At 59.6% G+C, this 17954-nt stretch carries 19 protein-coding genes; 14 read left to right on the top strand and 5 right to left on the bottom strand.

The annotated features are described in order from the left end of the window. Nucleotides 1-86: 86 nt before the first annotated feature. Entirely contained in the window at nucleotides 87-662 is a 576-nt protein-coding gene (locus ACFORG_RS08915) for a LabA-like NYN domain-containing protein (RefSeq protein ID WP_386735070.1), read from the bottom strand. A 140-nt stretch (nucleotides 663-802) separates the two neighbouring features. On the opposite strand from ACFORG_RS08915, the gene folK reads away from it, so the two are divergent. The 12 genes from folK to recO all read left to right on the top strand — a co-directional run bounded on the left by folK (nucleotide 803) and on the right by recO (nucleotide 10631). Continuing rightward, nucleotides 803-1372, top strand: a complete 570-nt coding sequence (folK, locus tag ACFORG_RS08910; RefSeq protein WP_386735069.1) for a 2-amino-4-hydroxy-6-hydroxymethyldihydropteridine diphosphokinase — start codon at nucleotides 803-805, stop codon at nucleotides 1370-1372. A gap of 90 nt (nucleotides 1373-1462) precedes the next feature. Continuing rightward, nucleotides 1463-1816 carry a DNA-directed RNA polymerase subunit omega gene (gene rpoZ, locus ACFORG_RS08905; protein ID WP_386735068.1) on the top strand — a complete coding sequence of 118 codons (354 nt, stop codon included), beginning with the start codon at nucleotides 1463-1465 and terminating at the stop codon, nucleotides 1814-1816. Nucleotides 1817-1844: 28 nt separating this feature from the next. Continuing rightward, complete coding sequence (locus ACFORG_RS08900; RefSeq protein ID WP_386735067.1) at nucleotides 1845-3977, top strand: RelA/SpoT family protein; 2133 nt, start codon at nucleotides 1845-1847, stop codon at nucleotides 3975-3977. Nucleotides 3978-4001: 24 nt separating this feature from the next. Next, nucleotides 4002-4697, top strand: coding sequence for a DUF2062 domain-containing protein (locus ACFORG_RS08895; protein ID WP_386735066.1), 696 nt, complete (start codon nucleotides 4002-4004; stop codon nucleotides 4695-4697). Further along, nucleotides 4690-5436, top strand: coding sequence for a pyridoxine 5'-phosphate synthase (locus tag ACFORG_RS08890; protein ID WP_386735065.1), 747 nt, complete (start codon nucleotides 4690-4692; stop codon nucleotides 5434-5436). The genes ACFORG_RS08895 and ACFORG_RS08890 overlap by 8 nt, the downstream gene beginning before the upstream one ends. 61 nt (nucleotides 5437-5497) lie before the next feature. Then, nucleotides 5498-5950, top strand: a complete 453-nt coding sequence (gene acpS / locus ACFORG_RS08885) for a holo-ACP synthase (protein ID WP_386735064.1) — start codon at nucleotides 5498-5500, stop codon at nucleotides 5948-5950. Nucleotides 5951-5993: 43 nt separating this feature from the next. Continuing rightward, nucleotides 5994-6830: a signal peptidase I gene (lepB, locus tag ACFORG_RS08880; RefSeq protein WP_386735063.1), complete on the top strand. Its 837-nt coding sequence runs from the start codon at nucleotides 5994-5996 to the stop codon at nucleotides 6828-6830. Next, on the top strand, nucleotides 6827-7504 hold the full coding sequence (gene rnc, locus ACFORG_RS08875) for a ribonuclease III (RefSeq protein ID WP_386735062.1): 678 nt from the start codon (nucleotides 6827-6829) through the stop codon (nucleotides 7502-7504). Before lepB ends, rnc begins: the two co-directional genes overlap by 4 nt. Nucleotides 7505-7710: 206 nt before the next feature. Then, entirely contained in the window at nucleotides 7711-8517 is an 807-nt protein-coding gene (locus ACFORG_RS08870) for a hypothetical protein (protein WP_386735061.1), read from the top strand. Nucleotides 8518-8547: 30 nt separating this feature from the next. Beyond that, complete coding sequence (gene era, locus ACFORG_RS08865) at nucleotides 8548-9453, top strand: GTPase Era (RefSeq protein WP_386735060.1); 906 nt, start codon at nucleotides 8548-8550, stop codon at nucleotides 9451-9453. Nucleotides 9454-9483: 30 nt separating this feature from the next. Then, a complete protein-coding gene (locus ACFORG_RS08860; RefSeq protein WP_386735059.1) occupies nucleotides 9484-9813 on the top strand; it encodes a DUF1491 family protein in 330 nt (109 codons plus the stop codon). Between the two features lie 89 nt (nucleotides 9814-9902). Beyond that, nucleotides 9903-10631, top strand: coding sequence for a DNA repair protein RecO (recO, locus tag ACFORG_RS08855; protein WP_386735801.1), 729 nt, complete (start codon nucleotides 9903-9905; stop codon nucleotides 10629-10631). A 61-nt stretch (nucleotides 10632-10692) separates the two neighbouring features. On the opposite strand, the gene ACFORG_RS08850 is transcribed toward recO, so the two are convergent. The 4 genes from ACFORG_RS08850 to ACFORG_RS08835 form a co-directional block, all read right to left on the bottom strand. After that, on the bottom strand, nucleotides 10693-12381 hold the full coding sequence (locus tag ACFORG_RS08850) for an acyl-CoA dehydrogenase family protein (RefSeq protein ID WP_386735058.1): 1689 nt from the start codon (nucleotides 12379-12381) through the stop codon (nucleotides 10693-10695). A gap of 108 nt (nucleotides 12382-12489) precedes the next feature. After that, complete coding sequence (locus tag ACFORG_RS08845) at nucleotides 12490-13032, bottom strand: hypothetical protein (RefSeq protein WP_386735057.1); 543 nt, start codon at nucleotides 13030-13032, stop codon at nucleotides 12490-12492. 22 nt (nucleotides 13033-13054) lie between these two features. Then, a complete protein-coding gene (locus ACFORG_RS08840; protein ID WP_386735056.1) occupies nucleotides 13055-13348 on the bottom strand; it encodes a hypothetical protein in 294 nt (97 codons plus the stop codon). A gap of 203 nt (nucleotides 13349-13551) precedes the next feature. Next, nucleotides 13552-15150 (bottom strand): phosphoenolpyruvate carboxykinase, encoded by a 1599-nt coding sequence (locus ACFORG_RS08835; RefSeq protein WP_386735055.1) that lies wholly within the window; start codon nucleotides 15148-15150, stop codon nucleotides 13552-13554. 354 nt (nucleotides 15151-15504) lie between these two features. Between ACFORG_RS08835 and ACFORG_RS08830 the strand changes: the two genes are divergently transcribed. Both ACFORG_RS08830 and ACFORG_RS08825 read left to right on the top strand, forming a co-directional pair. Further along, entirely contained in the window at nucleotides 15505-16206 is a 702-nt protein-coding gene (locus ACFORG_RS08830) for a response regulator transcription factor (RefSeq protein WP_386735054.1), read from the top strand. 27 nt (nucleotides 16207-16233) lie between these two features. Then, entirely contained in the window at nucleotides 16234-17943 is a 1710-nt protein-coding gene (locus ACFORG_RS08825; RefSeq protein ID WP_386735053.1) for a sensor histidine kinase, read from the top strand. Nucleotides 17944-17954: the final 11 nt, after the last annotated feature.

The raw sequence follows: 17954 nt of genomic DNA, 5'->3' as shown, positions 1-17954 counted from the left end.
CCAATTGAGGGGCGGCCGGCCGAATTTCATTTGTGCATAGCTATTTCGCACAGCGTACCACCCCATCTGGTACGCTTACGCGGGTCTTACTTGGCGCCGGTTGCAGCGACAGTTCTCGGTTCGGCGGGAACGTCGCGCGGCGGGCGCCCGATCACTTCGCGCAGTTCCTCGAGTTCGATGAAGTTGTCCGCCTGGCGGCGCAGGTCATCCGAGATCATCGGCGGTTGGCTGCGGATGGTCGACACGACCGAAACGCGAACACCTTGCCGCTGCAGGCTCGCCACCAACGGGCGGAAATCCCCATCGCCCGAAAACAGCACGATGTGATCGACTCGCGGCGCAAGTTCCATGGCATCGACGGTCAGCTCGATATCCATGTTCCCCTTGACCTTACGCCGGCCCATGCTGTCCGTGTACTCCTTGGCCGGCTTGGTCACCATGGTGAAACCGTTATAGTGCAGCCAGTCGACCAAAGGACGGATCGGCGAATACTCATCGTTCTCCAGAAGCGCGGTGTAATAGAAGGCTCGAAGCAGCTTTCCGCGGCGCATGAACTCCTGGCGCAAGAGCTTATAGTCGATGTCAAAGCCCAATGCCTTGGCAGCCGCATAAAGATTCGACCCATCGATGAACAGCGCTAGCCGTTCGTCTTTGTAAAACATAAACTGTTCCTTCCGGTGTAACCTGTTCGCCGTGTGTTACGTGAGTGATGATGAAAAATGAGTACGGCGATCAGGTGCCCCCAATTTAGGAGAAATGTCATGTACCGCAAGAGTATCACAAGCCGAACCAAGCGTATTGAATGACCGGATTCCGGTCAGTTTGCCTGATTGCCCTAGGGTCAAACCTGCCATTTGACGGGAAAGACCCGCAATCGACCCTTACGGAAGCGTTGCAGGAACTCTCACGACACGGGGAAATGATTCGTGCAACGAGCAGGTTTTTTGAAACGCCCTGCTTTCCGGAGGGCGCCGGGCCGGATTACGTCAATGCCGCTGCCGTCTTGGAAACGACGCGGGATCCGCGTGGCGTTCTGGCCTTGTTGCATGAGGTCGAGGCCCGGTTCGGTCGGGCACGCGAGCAGCGCTGGGGAATGCGAACGCTGGATCTGGACCTGATCGGCTATGGCGACGAAGTGCTGCCGGATCGGGATACCTGGGCCAGATGGCATGATCTGCCGCCGGAAAGCCAGGTACGGCAGGCGCCCGACGCGCTGATCCTGCCACACCCGCGCGTGCAGGACCGGGCGTTCGTGCTCGTTCCGCTGGCGGATATCGCGCGCGATTGGATCCATCCGGCTCTGCAGCGCAGCGTCGCGCAGATGTGCATGGACTTGCCGCAAGCGGACCGGGATGCCGTGCGCCCGATCTAGGCGCGCGGGGACAGGATTCGCGCTTGTCAATTGGGGGATTCGCGCTTAGATAAGCCCCTTCTGACCACGGATTTGTATTGGAGTACCCTCATGGCCCGCGTGACGGTCGAAGATTGCGTAGACAAGGTTCCCAACCGCTTTGAGCTGGTTATGCTGGCAGCGCATCGTGCGCGCGAGATCTCGGCAGGTGCCGCGATCACCGTGGATCGCGATAACGACAAGAACCCGGTCGTTTCCCTTCGTGAGATCGCCGAAGAAACACAGAGCGCCGACGAACTGCGCGAGCGTCTGATCGAGTCGAACCAGACTCAGATCGAGGTTGACGAGCCTGAAGAGGATCAGATGGCCCTGCTGATGGGCGCGGAATCCGACAAGCCGGCAGAGGACGACATGTCGGAAGAAAAGCTGCTGCGCGCGCTGATGGAGGCGCAAGGGCAGGGGTGAGCCTGCCGGGTTTGGAGATGCGGACCGGATGATTTCTGCCGACGACCTGATCGCGCTGGTCCGCAATTACAATCCGAAAGCCAACGCCGAGCGCATTGCACAAGCCTATGCGTTCGGTGAACGCATGCATGAAGGGCAGACCCGCCACTCGGGCGAGCCCTATTTCACACATCCCGTAGCTGTTGCTGCGATCCTGACGGAGCAGCAGCTTGACGATGCAACCATTATCACGGCCCTTCTTCACGACACTATCGAGGACACCAAGGCCAGCTATGGCCAGGTGACCGAGTTGTTCGGCAGCGAAGTCGCGATGCTGGTCGATGGTGTAACCAAGCTGACCAATCTTCAGCTTTCCAGCCGCGAAACCAAGCAGGCCGAGAACTTTCGCAAGCTCTTCATGGCGATGTCCAAGGACCTGCGGGTGATCCTGGTCAAGCTTGCCGACCGTCTGCATAACATGCGCACGATCAAGGCGATGAAGCCGGAAAAGCAGGTGCAGAAGGCGCGCGAGACGATGGACATCTATGCGCCGCTTGCGGGCCGCATGGGGATGCAATGGATGCGCGAAGAGTTGGAAGATCTTGCCTTTCGCGTGCTCAATCCCGAAGGTCGGCAATCGATCATCCGTCGTTTCATCACGCTGCAACGCGAAACCGGTGACGTCATCCATCGCATCACCGGTGACATGCGCCACGAACTCGACAAGGCAGGTATCGAGGCAGAGGTTTTTGGCCGCGCCAAGAAGCCGTACTCGATCTGGCGCAAGATGCAGGAAAAGGATCAGGGCTTTTCCCGCCTGTCCGACATCTACGGGTTTCGCGTTATCACCGACAGCGAGAATGATTGCTATCGCGTCCTTGGTGCCATTCATCAACGCTGGCGTGCCGTGCCAGGACGGTTCAAGGACTATATCAGCCAGCCCAAGTCGAACGGGTACCGCTCGATCCATACGACGGTTTCAGGCCGCGACGGCAAGCGGGTCGAGGTTCAGATTCGTACGCGGCAGATGCATGACGTAGCCGAAACCGGCGTCGCGGCTCACTGGTCCTATCGCGATGGGGTTCGGTCAGAGAACCCCTTTGCCGTGGATCCAGCCAAATGGATCGCGAACCTGACCGAGCAATTCGACAGCGAGGAGGATCACGAGGATTTTCTCGAGGCGGTGAAACTCGAGATGTATTCCGACCAGGTTTTCTGTTTCACGCCCAAGGGTGACGTGGTCAAGCTGCCGCGCGGTGCGACGCCTATCGACTATGCATATGCGATTCACACCCGGATCGGTCACGCCTGCGTTGGGGCCAAGGTCGACGGCATCCGGGTGCCGCTCTGGACGCGCCTCAAGAACGGGCAATCGGTCGAGATCATCACGGCCGAGGGGCAGACACCGCAGGTGACATGGCTTGAAATCGCGGTCACGGGCAAGGCCAAGACCGCGATCCGGCGTGCCTTGCGCGAGGTGGATCGCGAACGGTTCATCAAACTCGGCCAGGAATTGGCGCGATCTGGCTTCGAACATGTCGGGCGCAAGGCGACCGACAAGGTTCTGGAAACTGCCGCACGGCATCTGCGATTGAAAAGCCGTGACGAATTGCTTGCCCGTCTCGGTTCGGCGGAGTTGACCGCCCATGACCTCGTCGAAGCCGTGTACCCCGAGCTTGCGCGCGACGATAGCGATACCGTTCCACAACGGCGCGCGGTGATCGGCCTTGAGCCCGGGCAGGGATACGAACGCGCACCCTGTTGCGAGCCGCTTCCCGGCGAGCGTATCGTCGGCATCACGTCGCGCGGCAAGGGCGTCGTCGTCCATACCATCGATTGCGACCGTTTGACCGAGTTCGAGAACCAGCCGGAACGCTGGATCGATCTTCACTGGCACTCGGGCACGCACCCGGCAGTCTACGGAACGACACTTGAGCTGACCATTGGTAACGATGCCGGCGTACTGGGACGCATTTGCACATTGATCGGCGAGAAGAAGGCCAATATCTCGAACCTGGAGTTCTTGGACCGCAAGCCGGATTTCTATCGTCTGCTGATCTGCGTCGAACTGCGCGACGTGGAGCAGTTGCATTCGCTGATGCTGATGCTCGAGGCGGAAAGCGACGTTGCCGCGGTCGAAAGGTTTCGTGACAAGGCCGCGGCGCGGGCTCCGGCCGGGTAGGGGTGTCGGAAAGGACGAAGTGAGGTGGTATTCAAGCGACGGGATCGCAGGAGCCCTGCCCGGATCGCCTCGGATTTCGTGTATCCCCGCGGCGGCTGGACGCGCGCGTTTTTGTACGTCAAACACCGCGTCCGGCGTCTGCCCGATACGCCCCGCCGTATCGCCCGCGGAGTCTGGGCGGGGGTCTTCACCAGCTTTACCCCGCTGTTCGGAATGCATTTCTTTGTCGCCGCGCTTGTTGCTTGGGTCATGCGCGGAAACATCATTGCGGCCCTCATGGCGACGTTTTTCGGCAACCCGCTGACTTTCGTGCCGATCGCTGCCGTGTCGATGCGGCTGGGTCACTACTTGCTGGGAACCGAATTCGAGCACGCTGATGCCTCGATCGGCCGCAAGTTCGAAAGCGCAGCGGGCGACCTCTGGCACAATTTCAAGGCGGCGTTCAACAAGGACGTTGCGGACTGGCACGGTTTGGCAGTCTTCTACAACGAGGTGTTCTTTCCCTATCTTATCGGCGGCCTTATCCCCGGTGTGATTGCAGCGACGATCATGTATTGGCTGAGTGTTCCGCTGATTGCCGCGTACCAGAACCGGCGCCGCGAAAAGATCCGGGCAAAGTTCGAAGCGATCAAGCGATTGGCCGAAGCCGACACTGCCGTTTCCGGAAACTTCCCTGTAGGGTCACCCCGACAAGGACACAAGGAGGCTCGAGATGCCTGATACTCACCTTCGCCTCGGCGTAAACATCGACCATGTCGCGACCGTCCGGAATGCGCGGGGCGGGGCCTATCCCGACCCGATCCGGGCGGCGAAACTGGCCGAGGAAGCTGGCGCTGACGGTATCACCGCCCATTTGCGCGAGGATCGCCGCCACATAACCGACCCCGATATCGAGGGGTTGATGGATGCGCTTACCGTGCCGTTGAATTTCGAGATGGCAGCCACGGATGAGATGCAGAAAATTGCCCTGCGCCACAGGCCGCACGCTGTCTGTATCGTGCCCGAGAAACGCGAGGAACGCACCACCGAGGGTGGGTTGGAAGTCGCCCGCGAAGAGAACCGGCTGGCCCATTTCATCGCCCCCCTGCGCGATGTCGGATGCCGCGTGTCCATCTTTATTGCCGCCGACCCGAAGCAGATCGAGGCGGCACACCGGATCGGTGCCGAAGTGATCGAACTGCATACCGGTGCCTATTGCGATGCGCATGCCGAAGGCAATTTCGAGGAACGTGACCGCGAGCTTGAAAGCTTGCGAGAGATGTCGGCCTTTGCTCATTCACTCGGGCTCGAGGTGCATGCGGGTCACGGGCTGACATACGAGACCGTGCAGCCAGTCGCGGCGGTTCCCGAGGTGCGGGAACTGAACATCGGGCATTTCCTGATCGGTGAGTCCATTTTTCGCGGCCTGACGCCAGCCATTCAGGAAATGCGGCGCCTGATGGATGACGCGCGGGCGTGACAGGGAAAGTCGATCTGGTCCAACGCGACGGCTGCAACAAACAAGCTCGAAAGCACCCGAAATGATCCTCGGCATCGGCACCGACTTGGCGAACATCGACCGAATCCAAGGGACGCTGGACCGTTTCGGGGATCGGTTTCGCAATCGTGTTTTCACGGAAACAGAACAGCGCAAGGCCGAGCGGCGTGCTGACACCGCCGGCACCTATGCCAAGCGTTGGGCCGCAAAGGAAGCGTGTTCCAAGGCGCTTGGGACCGGACTGCGCATGGGGATTGCGTGGCGCGACATGTCCGTGTCGAACCTCAGAAGCGGACAGCCGGTAATGCATGTCACCGGATGGGCGGCTGAACGCCTGCGTGAAATGACGCCCGAGAACCACGAGGCGATCATTCATGTCACGCTGACCGACGATCACCCGTGGGCGCAGGCCTTTGTCGTGATCGAGGCGCGGCCGCTTGATCCTGCCAATGACGGCGGGGGCGGCTTGACTTACTCCCGCCCGCCCCGCATGTAGCCTCCGCATCACGGCGATGCGCAGGAACCAACTGGAGAGCAGAATGGCCGAGAAAGCCAAGACCGCGCACCCGATCTGGGAAACGGTCAAGACCATCGTCTACGCGCTGCTGATTGCAGGTGTGTTCAGAACTCTGTTCTTTCAGCCGTTCTGGATTCCGTCGGGTTCCATGAAACCCACCTTGTTGATCGGGGATTTTCTCTTCGTCAACAAGATGGCGTACGGCTATTCCTACGCGTCTTGCCCCAGCCTGATCATGCCGGCTATTGGCATCAACGTCGATGCCGAGGATATCTGCGGTGTATTCAAAGGCGACAATGGCCGGCTGTTCGGCAAAGAACCTGACCGGGGGGATGTCGTGGTGTTCCGCCACCCGGTGTCGGGGCGCGATTTCATCAAGCGCGTCGTCGGGATGCCGGGCGATCGGGTCCAGGTCAAGGATGGGGTGCTCAACATCAACGGCGAAGCGGTTGCACTGGCCGATGACGGCATGTTCGAAGAGGTTGCAGAGCCGCAGGGACCGCAACGCCTGCGTCCACGCTGTGAGAATGGCCCGGTGGGGGCCGGCGGCGTCTGCCTGAAATCGCGTACGATCGAGACCCTTCCGGGCGGAGTGTCCCATTCCATCCTGAACATCGGTAACCAGGCGTCAGACCATACCGGCGTCTACACGGTTCCCGAGGGGCACTATTTCTTCATGGGTGACAACCGCGACAATTCCAGCGACTCTCGCCTGCCGCAGGCTGCGGGCGGTGTTGGTTTCGTTCCCTTCGAAAACCTGATCGGTCGGGCGGACCGGGTCATGTTCTCGTCGGCGGGGCGTTCGATGCTGTTCTTCTGGACGTGGCGCGGGGATCGTTTCTTTGAGAAGATCGAGTGAAGCTGTCCGCCGATCATAAAGCCTTTGAACAGCGCATCGGATACAAGTTTCGGCATCCTGAACTGTTGATCCGGGCGCTGACCCATGGGTCGGTCTCGTCCGCAACGAGGCCGGACAACCAGCGGCTCGAGTTTCTGGGCGACAGGGTGCTTGGCCTTGTCATGGCCACCGCGTTGCTGGAAAAGGACAAAACCGCCACCGAAGGGCAACTCGCCCCGCGTTTCAATGCATTGGTACGAAAAGAAACATGTGCCGACGTTGCGCGAGAGGTCGATCTGGGCGCGGTGCTGCGCCTCGGCCGATCCGAGATGATGTCGGGTGGCCGACGCAAACAGGCGCTGTTGGGCGATGCAATGGAGGCGGTGATCGCCGCCGTCTATCGCGATACTGGGTTCGAGGAGGCGCAGGCCATGATCCTCAGGCTTTGGGGCGACCGGATCCACAAGGTCGAGGATGACGCGCGCGACCCTAAAACCGCCTTGCAGGAATGGGCACAGGCACGCGGCCAAAAGCCCCCCAGCTATGTCGAGCTGTCGCGCAGCGGACCGGATCACGCCCCCGTGTTCACGATCCAGGTTCGTCTTGCCTCGGGCGAGACAGCCGATGCAACGGCGGGCAACAAACGGCAGGCGGAACAGGATGCCGCCCGCAAACTGCTCGGGTCGTTGTCGTGAATGATCGACCCGAGAAACGCATTCTCTGGCTTCACATCGGTCACGACAAGACGGGCTCGAGTTTCCTTCAGGTCTTCTTTGCTCTGGCGATTGAGAAGCTGAACGACTTGGGAATTGCCTATCCGTGTGACACTGCCGTGCTCAAACGAGCCCAGAATTTCAAGGTAACCTCCGGCAATGGCGCTTGGCGGGATCTGGATGAGCTTTTGCGCGAGGTTCCCGGCGACAAGGACGCGCTCGTCAGCTTCGAAGGTTTCTTCGTGCAACTGGTCAAGAACCCTAAGGGGAAGACCGCCGAGTGGGCAGAGATCGCGCGTGCGCATGGCTTTACCGAAATCAAGGTGCTGCTATTTGTCCGAAACCCGATCGGGCACATGGTTTCCATTTATAATCAAAGCCTTCAGTACAACGGTGTTTCGGTAAGTCTCGATGAATTCGCCATGAATTACCGTTACCCGGAAATGGCATGGTTCGTCATCGAAGCCCTGAACCGACACCCGGACTATTCGCTTTGCCTGCTGAACTACGACGTCGCCAAGGCTGACCTCGTAGGCCATACATGCCAGTGGCTTGGTGCGGACAAGGAAAGCTTTCCTGAGATTGACGCAAAACGGATCGTCAACCGGGGGTTGTCCCGCGGGGAAATCGAAGTTATCCGTTTCTTGAATGGCGTGACGCCATTGAGTGGCAGATTTGCGTCCAAATGCCTGTTGGAGGTTTTCACCAAGGGCAAAACGGCCAAGCCCAAGCCTTGTGCGGATGTCCAGCAAATGGTCGCCGTCAACAATGGCGATGCCATGGCGATGATTTCGCGTTTCGCTTCACCGGGGCATGCCTACAAGATCGACTATATCGACGAAGTACGGCCCGATACCTCGAAGAGGGAGGTCATGGTCGCTGCCCTCAAGACGGCGATTGCGGTGCTCATCTACGGCGGTCCATTGCTGGTGATGCGTGTCAAAAAGGACTATCTTGCACGGCGTCCTGCAAAAACTGCTCCGGCGGGGCGCTAGGGCTAACGAACGAGACAGATGGAACCCAAGATGACCACACGTGCCGGATTTGTTGCCCTGATCGGAGAGCCCAATGCGGGCAAATCCACGCTGCTCAACCGCATGGTCGGCGCCAAGGTGTCGATCGTGACCCACAAGGTGCAGACGACCCGCGCGCGCATTCGCGGAGTTGCGATGGCCGGCGACGCTCAGATCGTTTTCGTGGACACACCGGGCCTTTTCCAGCCGCGCCGGAGGCTTGACCGCGCAATGATCGCGGCCGCCTGGGGCGGGGCCGCGGATGCGGATATCATCGTCCTCCTGGTCGAGGCCCATCGCGGCATCACCGAAGGTGTCGAGCGTATCCTCGATGGTTTGACCGATATCGGCAAAGGACGCAGGGTGGCCTTGGCGATCAACAAGATCGACCGGGTCGAGGCTCCTGTCCTGCTGGGCTTGTCGGAGGAGTTGAATGCGCGTTTCAACTTTGAGCGAACCTTCATGATCTCGGCAGAACGGGGCTATGGGACCGAGGACCTGCGGGCGTGGCTGGGTGAAAACCTGCCCGAGGGTCCGTGGCTTTACCCCGAGGATCAAATCGCTGATCTGCCCATGCGCATGATTGCGGCCGAAATCACCCGCGAGAAACTGACGCTACGACTACATCAGGAACTGCCGTACCAGCTGACGGTCGAGACCGAGAGTTGGCAGGAGCGCAAGGACGGCTCTGCCCGGATTGACCAGATGATCTATGTCGCGCGTGATGGCCATAAGGGCATCATACTTGGCAAAGGGGGCGAGACCATCAAGGCGATCAGCCAGGCGGCGCGGGCAGAGTTGGAGGAGTTTCTGGATCGCAAGGTCCACCTCTTTCTTCAGGTCAAGGTACGCCCCAACTGGCTGGAAGAGGCCGAGCGGTACTCGGAAATGGGCCTCGACTTCCGTGATGGAAACTGACGCGGGCGGTAGCTGAGGCGAGGCGCTGCCATGACGCGGCTGACATCGGAATTCTGGGTTCACGCTTACCTTGCGCGGTTGCGGATGATGGAGATCCCCGCCTTTGTCGTGGCGCATGGTGATGACACGGCTGGAGCGGTGCTGGTCAAGCTGAACAGGCTGAACGGCGAAGCGACCGCGTTTCAGCGCAGTTTCGACCTGATGACCGGCAATCGCGCGTGGGTGGAGCTGGCTTCGGGCGAGGAAACCGGTGTCGACGAAGCGATCGACCGTCAAAAGCAGTTCGACCCTGATCTCTGGGTGATCGAGGTGGAGGACAGGGCCGGTCGTCACCTGCTGGGGGAGGAAGGGCTGGATTAGCACTTTGCCTTACCCTCTTTGCGCCTCTTCTCGGTGCGAACGCGTGGCTTGCTTGCCAGCCGAACGGAGGCGGAGTAGCACAAGTCATGTTGGATTGGCGCGAAGAGGGCATTCTGCTTTCGGTCCGGAAGCATGGTGAAACCTCGACCATCATCGAAACCTTTACCGAGGGGCAGGGGCGTTATGCGGGCGTTGTCCGCGGGGGTGCGAGCCGCCGTATCGCGCCAGTGCTGCAACCCGGTGCACAGCTTGACCTGCAATGGCGGGCACGATTGGAGGAGCATATTGGCGCCTTCGTCGTTGAGCCAGTGCGCAGCAGATCGGCGGCTGGGCTGTCGAGCCGTCTTGCCCTATCCGGGCTCAACGCGGTCACGGCGCTATTGTGTTTCTGTTTGCCGGAACGTGCCCCGTACCCTGCTCTTTACAGGCGCAGCGAGCAGTTGCTGGACCTTCTGGGGCAAGACGAGATCTGGCCTTTGGCTTACCTGAGGTGGGAAGTGGCGGTGTTGGAAGAGTTGGGTTTCGGCCTTGATCTCACCTCTTGTGCTGTCACCGGGCGCAAGGACGACCTCGTCTACGTCTCGCCACGAACAGGACGCGCGGTGTCGCGCGAGGGGGCGGGGCAGTGGGCGGATCGCATGCTGCCGCTGCCACCGGTTTTGCGCGGAGAAGGGCAGGGCGATGATCTGGAAGTCGTTCAGGCCCTACGGACCACCGGTTACTTCCTTGAAAACCGGTTGGCACCTTCGTTATCCCACCAGCCGCTGCCCGAGGCACGTGCGACATTCGTGGATCGGTTTGCCCGGAGAATTTCCTGAGACGATGGCAAAACGCCCGGCGCAAGCGCCGGGCGAAAAAATTTTTTGGACCACCGGCGACTTAGCCCAGAAGGCGACGAGCGATCACCTGTGCCTGAATCTCGGCCGCCCCTTCAAAGATGTTGAGGATCCGCGCATCGCACAGAACGCGGCTGATCTTGTACTCAAGAGCGAAGCCGTTGCCGCCGTGGATTTGCAGGCCGTTATCGGCGGCAGCCCAAGCAACCCGAGCGCCAAGGAGCTTGGCCATCCCTGCTTCAAGATCGCAACGACGGTCGTGGTCTTTTTCCCACGCCGAGAAATAGGTGAGCTGCCGCGCCACCATGATCTCGACCGCCATCATCGCCAGTTTGCCGGACACGCGGGGGAACTCGATCAGCGATTTGCCGAACTGCTTACGGTCTTGCGCGTATTGCATCGCGATGTCGAGCGCCGATTGTGCGACGCCCACGGCGCGGGCCGCTGTTTGAATCCGGGCGGATTCGAAGGTCTGCATCAGCTGTTTGAAGCCCTTTCCTTCTTCGCCGCCCAGCAGGTTCTCTTGCTTGACCTTGAAGTTGTCGAAGCCGAGCTCGTACTCCTTCATGCCGCGATAACCGAGAACTTCGATCTCGCCCCCGCTCATGCCTTCGGTCGGAAAAGGGTTTTCGTCGCTTCCGGGCGTCTTTTCGGCCAGGAACATCGACAATCCGCGGTGATCGGTGCTTTCGGGATCGGTCCGCGCCAAAAGGGTCATGACATGGGTTCGCGCGGCATGCGTGATCCACGTCTTGTTGCCGGTGATGCGATAATCGCCGTTGTCATCCTTGACTGCACGGGTGCGAAGGCTGCCGAGGTCGGACCCGGTGTTGGGCTCGGTGAAAACGGCTGTCGGCAGAATTTCGGCGCTTGCAATTTTCGGCAACCAATGGGCTTTTTGTTCGTCCGTGCCGCCCGCGAGGATCAGTTCGGCCGCGATCTCGGACCGTGTGCCCAGCGAGCCAACGCCGATATAGCCACGGGACAGTTCTTCGGAAACGACACACATAGATGCCTTGGACAGGCCGAACCCGCCGAACTCTTCGGGGATGGTCAGGCCGAATACACCCATCTCGGCGAGCTCCTCGATGACATCCATCGGGATCAGCTCGTCCTTGAGGTGCCAGTCGTGGGAGTGAGGTTCGACCTTTTCCAGCGCGTAGCGACGGAACTGGTCGCGGATCATCTCAAGCTCTTCGTCCAGCCCGGAGGTGCCGTACATGACGGCGCCCGACTGTTCCTGCATGAGCTCTACAAGGCGCGCTCGTGCCGCTTGGCTGTTTCCGCCCGCCATCAAGCTCTGCACAGCGTCGGTTTCGAATGGTTCACGCGCGCTGTTGGTCAGTCCGAGATCCTGAAGCCGCAGAACCTCTCCCTGGTTCATCGGAATGCCGCCAACGATCTGGTTGAGGTACTCGCCGAATGCGATCTGGTGGATCAATTGTTCCATCTCACCGAACTTGCCGCTTTCGGTCAGTTGCTCGGCCCAGCGCTGCATCTGCTTCAGGGACTGTTCGTAAGTGGCAAGCCACGCCAAACCATGCGCGGCAGTCTGGTTTGCCTCGATCAACTTGCCGGATACGCGGCCTTCTTCGCTCACCATGTCGCGTACCGAAGAGCGGGCAGCCTCAAGCACGGACTCTACCGGGCCAATTGCCGACCGGGTGAGGGCCAGAAGATCCGGCAAAACCGGGGTGGTCATCGTCGTCATATCCTGTCCGTCATGGGCCATTGAATCATATCCTCTCATCCGTCGCGACGGTCATATCATTTTGCACGTGCAGCGCAACTTAAATACGCCGACGAGGCTGTCATGGTTCAAAAATTGCGCGACCGATTTTCAGGCGCGGCCGTATGTCATTCTGAAGAAGTAGAGCAGGCCAAGCATCAGAAAGAACAGACCCGCTACATCGCCTATGAAATAGGCCATGTAGTCGGTCATGCCAGAGCCGAAAACGGTGTTCGTAAGGGTCGAAATCAGGACTGATGTCAGCGCCCCGACCCCGAGGATGCAAGGCCAGCATGGCATCCGGCTGGGCGATGGAAACAGATCGTAGCCGATCGCTTTCAGCACGTGGAACGTGATTGGCGCAACGCTTACAGCGAACAGGATCGCTGCGCCGCGGCTAGGTGTCAGGAAGCCTGCACCTGCCTGCCAAGCAAACACGAAGATGACACCGGGCAGAAGTGCAGGGATTGCGCGCCAGCCCAATAGCCATGCGGCAAGAACCCGAACGCCATGCGGAAGGAACAAGAGGCTACCGGTCCCAACGTAATGCGGCACGGCAAGGGTTTGCAATGGCATCAGCAGTTCGAACACCAGTAGAGATGCCACCACATACGCGGTCGAAGTGACAGCGATTTCCGTCAGGAACTGTCGCATGGCGCTGTCGATGTCGCCCGGTTCAGGTCCGAGGCGCGTTCACGACGTACCGGCCACGATTGGCGGAGTCGCATTGCGAAAGATAGCCCTTTTGAACGAGCGACTTGAGCGCGCGGAAAAAGGTGGGACGCGAAACGCTTTCCAGCAATGTATGCTCGATCAGTCCGACAGTGCGGATGTACTCGCCTTCCTCGGACAGCTCGTTTGCGGCGTAATAGATGTCACGCTCGACCGGTGAAAGGGTTTCGAGCCCGAGCGAGCGCTCCATGCTCATCATGAGTTTCCGCAGTTCGGTAAGCTTCGCGACATTTTTCATTGAGTTGCCTGAACACGTTGTTGGACCACAGTCATCGATTGTGGCGGTCACCTTTGCCTCTTCTTCAGCTTGCAAGGTGAGCCTGTTGACCAAGCCCTTTTCCCCAGAAATGCCCGTTTCGGGCGGATTTAGTGGCAGGAAGATAAGAAAAGCATACGCCCCGCACAACGAAAAACTCGTGCGGGGCGATTTGACGCAATCCGTCAGCCGATTGCGACGGCTTTAACGTCTTCGTCGATATAGGGCAGGTACTGCTCGAAATTGTCGGCGAACATCTGCACCAGCTTGTCGGCCTGGCGATCAAACGCCGCCTGGTCGTCCCACGTGCGGCGCGGGTCCAGAAGAACCTCGGCCACGCCCGGGACGGATACCGGCACGTCAAAGCCGAAATTTCCATCCTTGCGGAATTCGGCCTCGGCCAGCGAACCATCCAACGCGGCGGTGAGCAAAGCACGAGTTGCCTTGATCGGCATCCGGCTTCCGACGCCGTAGGCGCCCCCGGTCCAGCCCGTGTTGACCAGCCAGCACGTCGCCCCGTGCTGCGCGATCTTGTCCCGCAGCAGGTTGCCGTATTCTTCGGGGCGTCGCGGCATGAAAGGCGCGCCGAAGCATGTCGAGAACGTGGGCTGCGGTTCCGTCACACCACGTTCTGTGCCAGCTACCTTGGAGGTGAAGCCCGAGAGGAAATGGTACATGGCCTGCGCCGGCGTGAGCCGTGCAATCGGCGGGAGCACGCCAAAGGCGTCGCAGGTCAGCATGATGATGTTCTTGGGATGACCGCCAAGCGCGCTCGAGGATGCGTTCGAGATGTACTCCAGCGGATAGGCACAGCGCATGTTGGCCGTGAGGCTGTCATCGTCGAAATCGAGTTCCTTGGTCTCGGGGTCGAAAACCATGTTCTCGATCACGGTGCCGAACTTGGTCGTGGTCGCATAGATCTCTGGTTCCGCCTCGGGATTGAGGTTGATGGTCTTGGCATAACAGCCACCTTCGAAGTTGAAGGTGCCACGGTCGGACCATCCGTGCTCGTCATCTCCGATCAGGACGCGCGCCGGGTCGGCCGAAAGCGTCGTCTTGCCGGTGCCCGACAGGCCAAAGAACACGGCCGTGTCCACGGGGTTTCCGGGTGCGTGGTTGGCCGAGCAATGCATCGGCATCACGCCTTTTTTCGGCAGCAGGTAGTTGAGCAGGGTAAAGACCGATTTCTTGTTCTCGCCTGCATATTCCGTGCCGCCGATCAGGATGAGCTTCTTGTCGAAGTTCAGCGCAATCACGGTATCGGAGCGGCAATCATGCTTGGCCGGGTCAGCACGGAAGCTGGGGCAGTTGATAATCGTGAAATCGGCGATGAATTCGTCGAGATCTTCGCGTGCAGGGCGACGCAGAAGATGACGGATGAAGAGGTTGTGCCACGCCAGTTCAGTCACCATGCGCACGTTGATCGCGTAGGAGGGGTCGGCGCCGCCCACAAGGTCCTGCACGAAATAATCGCGGCCCTTCATGTGCTCCAGCATGTCGGCGTGGAGTGCATCGAACCCTTCAGGGCTCATTGCAGCGTTATTTTCCCACCAGATGCTGTCTGCGACGCCATCGGTCTTGACGACGTGCTTGTCCTTGGGCGAGCGACCGGTGAACTTGCCCGTCGTGACAAGAAATGCGCCGCCATTGCCCAGCGTGCCTTCGCCGCGCTTGATGGCTTCTTCGATCAGCGCCGGTTCCATGAAGTTGTAATAGACATTTCCCAGACCCTCGATGCCCTGATCCTCGAGGCGGAATTGCGGGTTAACCCGTCCAGATGTCATGCGTTCTTCTCCTGTGCCGACACGTTCGTTCCACCACGAGGGCAGGGGCGTGTCCTGGGCTGTATCCTGGGCCAATAGACCGGCATCGCGTACCGGTGAGCGCGGTCTTAACACGAGGCCTGAACCCATGAACAGGACGGTTTGGCGCAGTTAGCGCCATCAAGCCGAAGTTTAGCGCAACCAGCATTTCGAGACCTCCGGAAGATCACAGGGATTCAGCAGCGGGTAAGGTATTTTTGTCTCTAATGGCCGGAAAGGAACGTCCGAATCACAGATATGGATTGATTCGGAGCGGTAAAGCAGCAATGAAAGAGGAAAAAATAAGGCAGTCACGAGCAGTATAGGGGCGTTTTCATGTCAAAGATTGCATTGGTGGACGACGACAGGAACATCCTGACGTCGGTGTCCATGACGCTCGAGGCCGAGGGCTTCGAGGTCGAGACCTATAACGATGGCCAGGCAGCGTTGGATGCGTTCAACAAGAAACTGCCGGACATGGCTGTTCTGGATATCAAGATGCCGCGCATGGATGGGATGGATTTGTTGCAGCGGCTTCGGCAAAAGACCCAGATGCCTGTGATTTTCCTGACTTCCAAGGACGACGAGATCGACGAGGTTCTCGGTTTGCGGATGGGGGCAGACGACTACGTCAAGAAACCGTTCAGCCAGCGTTTGCTGGTTGAGCGCATCCGCGCCTTGCTTCGTCGGCAAGAGGCGATCTCGGGCGATGCAGGCGGTGCCGGCCCCGAGACCAAGGTAATGGAGCGGGGCCATCTGCGGATGGACCCTTTGCGGCACGCCGTTAGCTGGAAGGGCAGCGATGTTTCGCTGACGGTTACGGAATTTCTCTTGCTTCAGGCGCTTGCGCAACGCCCCGGTTTTGTAAAAAGCCGCGACCAGCTGATGGACGTCGCCTATGACGATCAGGTCTATGTCGATGACCGAACGATCGACAGCCACATCAAACGTCTGCGCAAGAAGATGCGCACTGCCGACCCCGAGTTTTCCGCGATCGAAACGCTGTACGGGATCGGCTACAGGTATAACGAAGAATAATTCTGCTCGGGTCCAGGGGGCGATCTCGTGCGAGATACAACAGTGACACAAGGTGACCGCGGCGGCGACGTTGTGCTGGGCGACGACTGGGTCGCTCCGCAAAACACCGTTTCGCAAGAGCTTCGGAACAAGCGCGCGCATCGAAGCCTTCTGTCTCTCAGGACGTCGCCGCTCACGCGGAAGATCATCACGTTCAACCTGATCGCGCTTATCATTCTCGTGGCGGGGATTCTCTACTCGATCGACAGCCGCGATAGCCTCGTCAGGCAACGCGCAAACGCGCTCGTGGGCGAGACACAGCTGGTCGGCGATGTGTTCGAAGCACAGCTGGCCGACGGGTTTCCCGTGAACCTGGCGACAGGCGACGGTGTCGATGTGGCGACGACGCTTCAGGGGCTTTCGCTCCGCAAAGGCGTCGAGGTGTTCGTATACGACACGTCGGAAATGCTCGTCGGCAGCATTCTGGGAGAGGAGCAGACGCCAGCCATAGCGGCGCTCAATTCCAGAGAAAGCAACCGGACAATCATAAGCGATGGCCTTAGCGCTGTGGGTTCCGGCATGGCGCGCGTGTTCCAAAGCGGCAGCGACGTTCCACAACCCGTTATCGAGGAACAGCTGAGTTCTCTCGTTGCACAAGCGCTGATTGGAGGGACGCAGGTCCAGACACTGCGTGACGCCGATGGTGGTACCGTTATCGCGGCTGCCACGCCAGTGTTACAAAACGGAAGCCCGATCGGCGTCGTTGCAATGGTGAGCCCGGCTGGCGAGATTGACGCCCTCGTACGACGTGAGCGTGAGCAGGTGCTTCAGATGTTCGTCGTTGCGCTGTTGGTCTCGATCGGGCTCAGCCTTGTACTGGCATCGACAATTGCCAACCCGTTGGCGGACCTTGCGGAGGCGGCCGAACTTGGCCGGGACCGGAATGCACGCCGCGTGAACCCGGGACGAATCCGAATTCCCGACCTGTCTGCACGCCCCGATGAGATTGGCCGGCTCAGCCGCGCGCTGCGCGGAATGGTTTCGGCACTATACAATCGTATCGACGGCAACGAGCAGTTTGCGGCAGATGTCGCGCACGAAATCAAGAATCCTTTGGCGAGCCTTCAGTCCGCCGTCGGCACATTGCGGATGGTGCGCAGGGATGACCAGCGCGCCAAGCTGCTGGATGTGATTGAGCATGATGTACGCCGGCTCGACCGCCTCGTAAGCGATATTTCGAATGCCTCACGGCTCGACGCCGAGTTGGTCAAGGAAGATGAGCAGCCTTTCAACCTTTTGGAGATGCTCGACAATCTCAACCAGCACCTAGGGGAAGATGCGCGGTCGAAGGGCATCGATTATATTGCGGACCTGCCGCCTGACCCGATTGTCATTCACGGACTCGAGGCGCGATTGGCGCAGGTATTTGTGAATCTCATAACGAACGCGATCTCGTTTTGCGAAGATGGCGATGCAATACGCGTCTGGGCGCGCAGGCGTTCGAACCGGGTCCTTGTTGTTGTTGAGGATACCGGGCCGGGTATTCCCGACGAGGCTTTGTCGAAAATCTTCAAACGCTTCTATTCACAGCGCCCGGCAGAGCACTTCGGAAACAATTCCGGTTTGGGCCTGGCGATTTCAAAGCAAATCGTCGAGGCACATGGCGGTGTCATTTGGGCGGAAAACATCCGTCCGACCGAAGCGGATGTGACGTCGGACCCGCTGGGTGCCCGTTTCGTCGTGGGTCTGCCCGTCTGAGAGGGAGGGCC

The sequence above is a fragment of the Lutimaribacter marinistellae genome, assembly GCF_042648365.1.
In the GTDB taxonomy this organism is placed as follows: Bacteria; Pseudomonadota; Alphaproteobacteria; order Rhodobacterales; family Rhodobacteraceae; genus Lutimaribacter_A; species Lutimaribacter_A marinistellae.
This window is presented reverse-complemented; position numbering and strand designations above follow the sequence as displayed.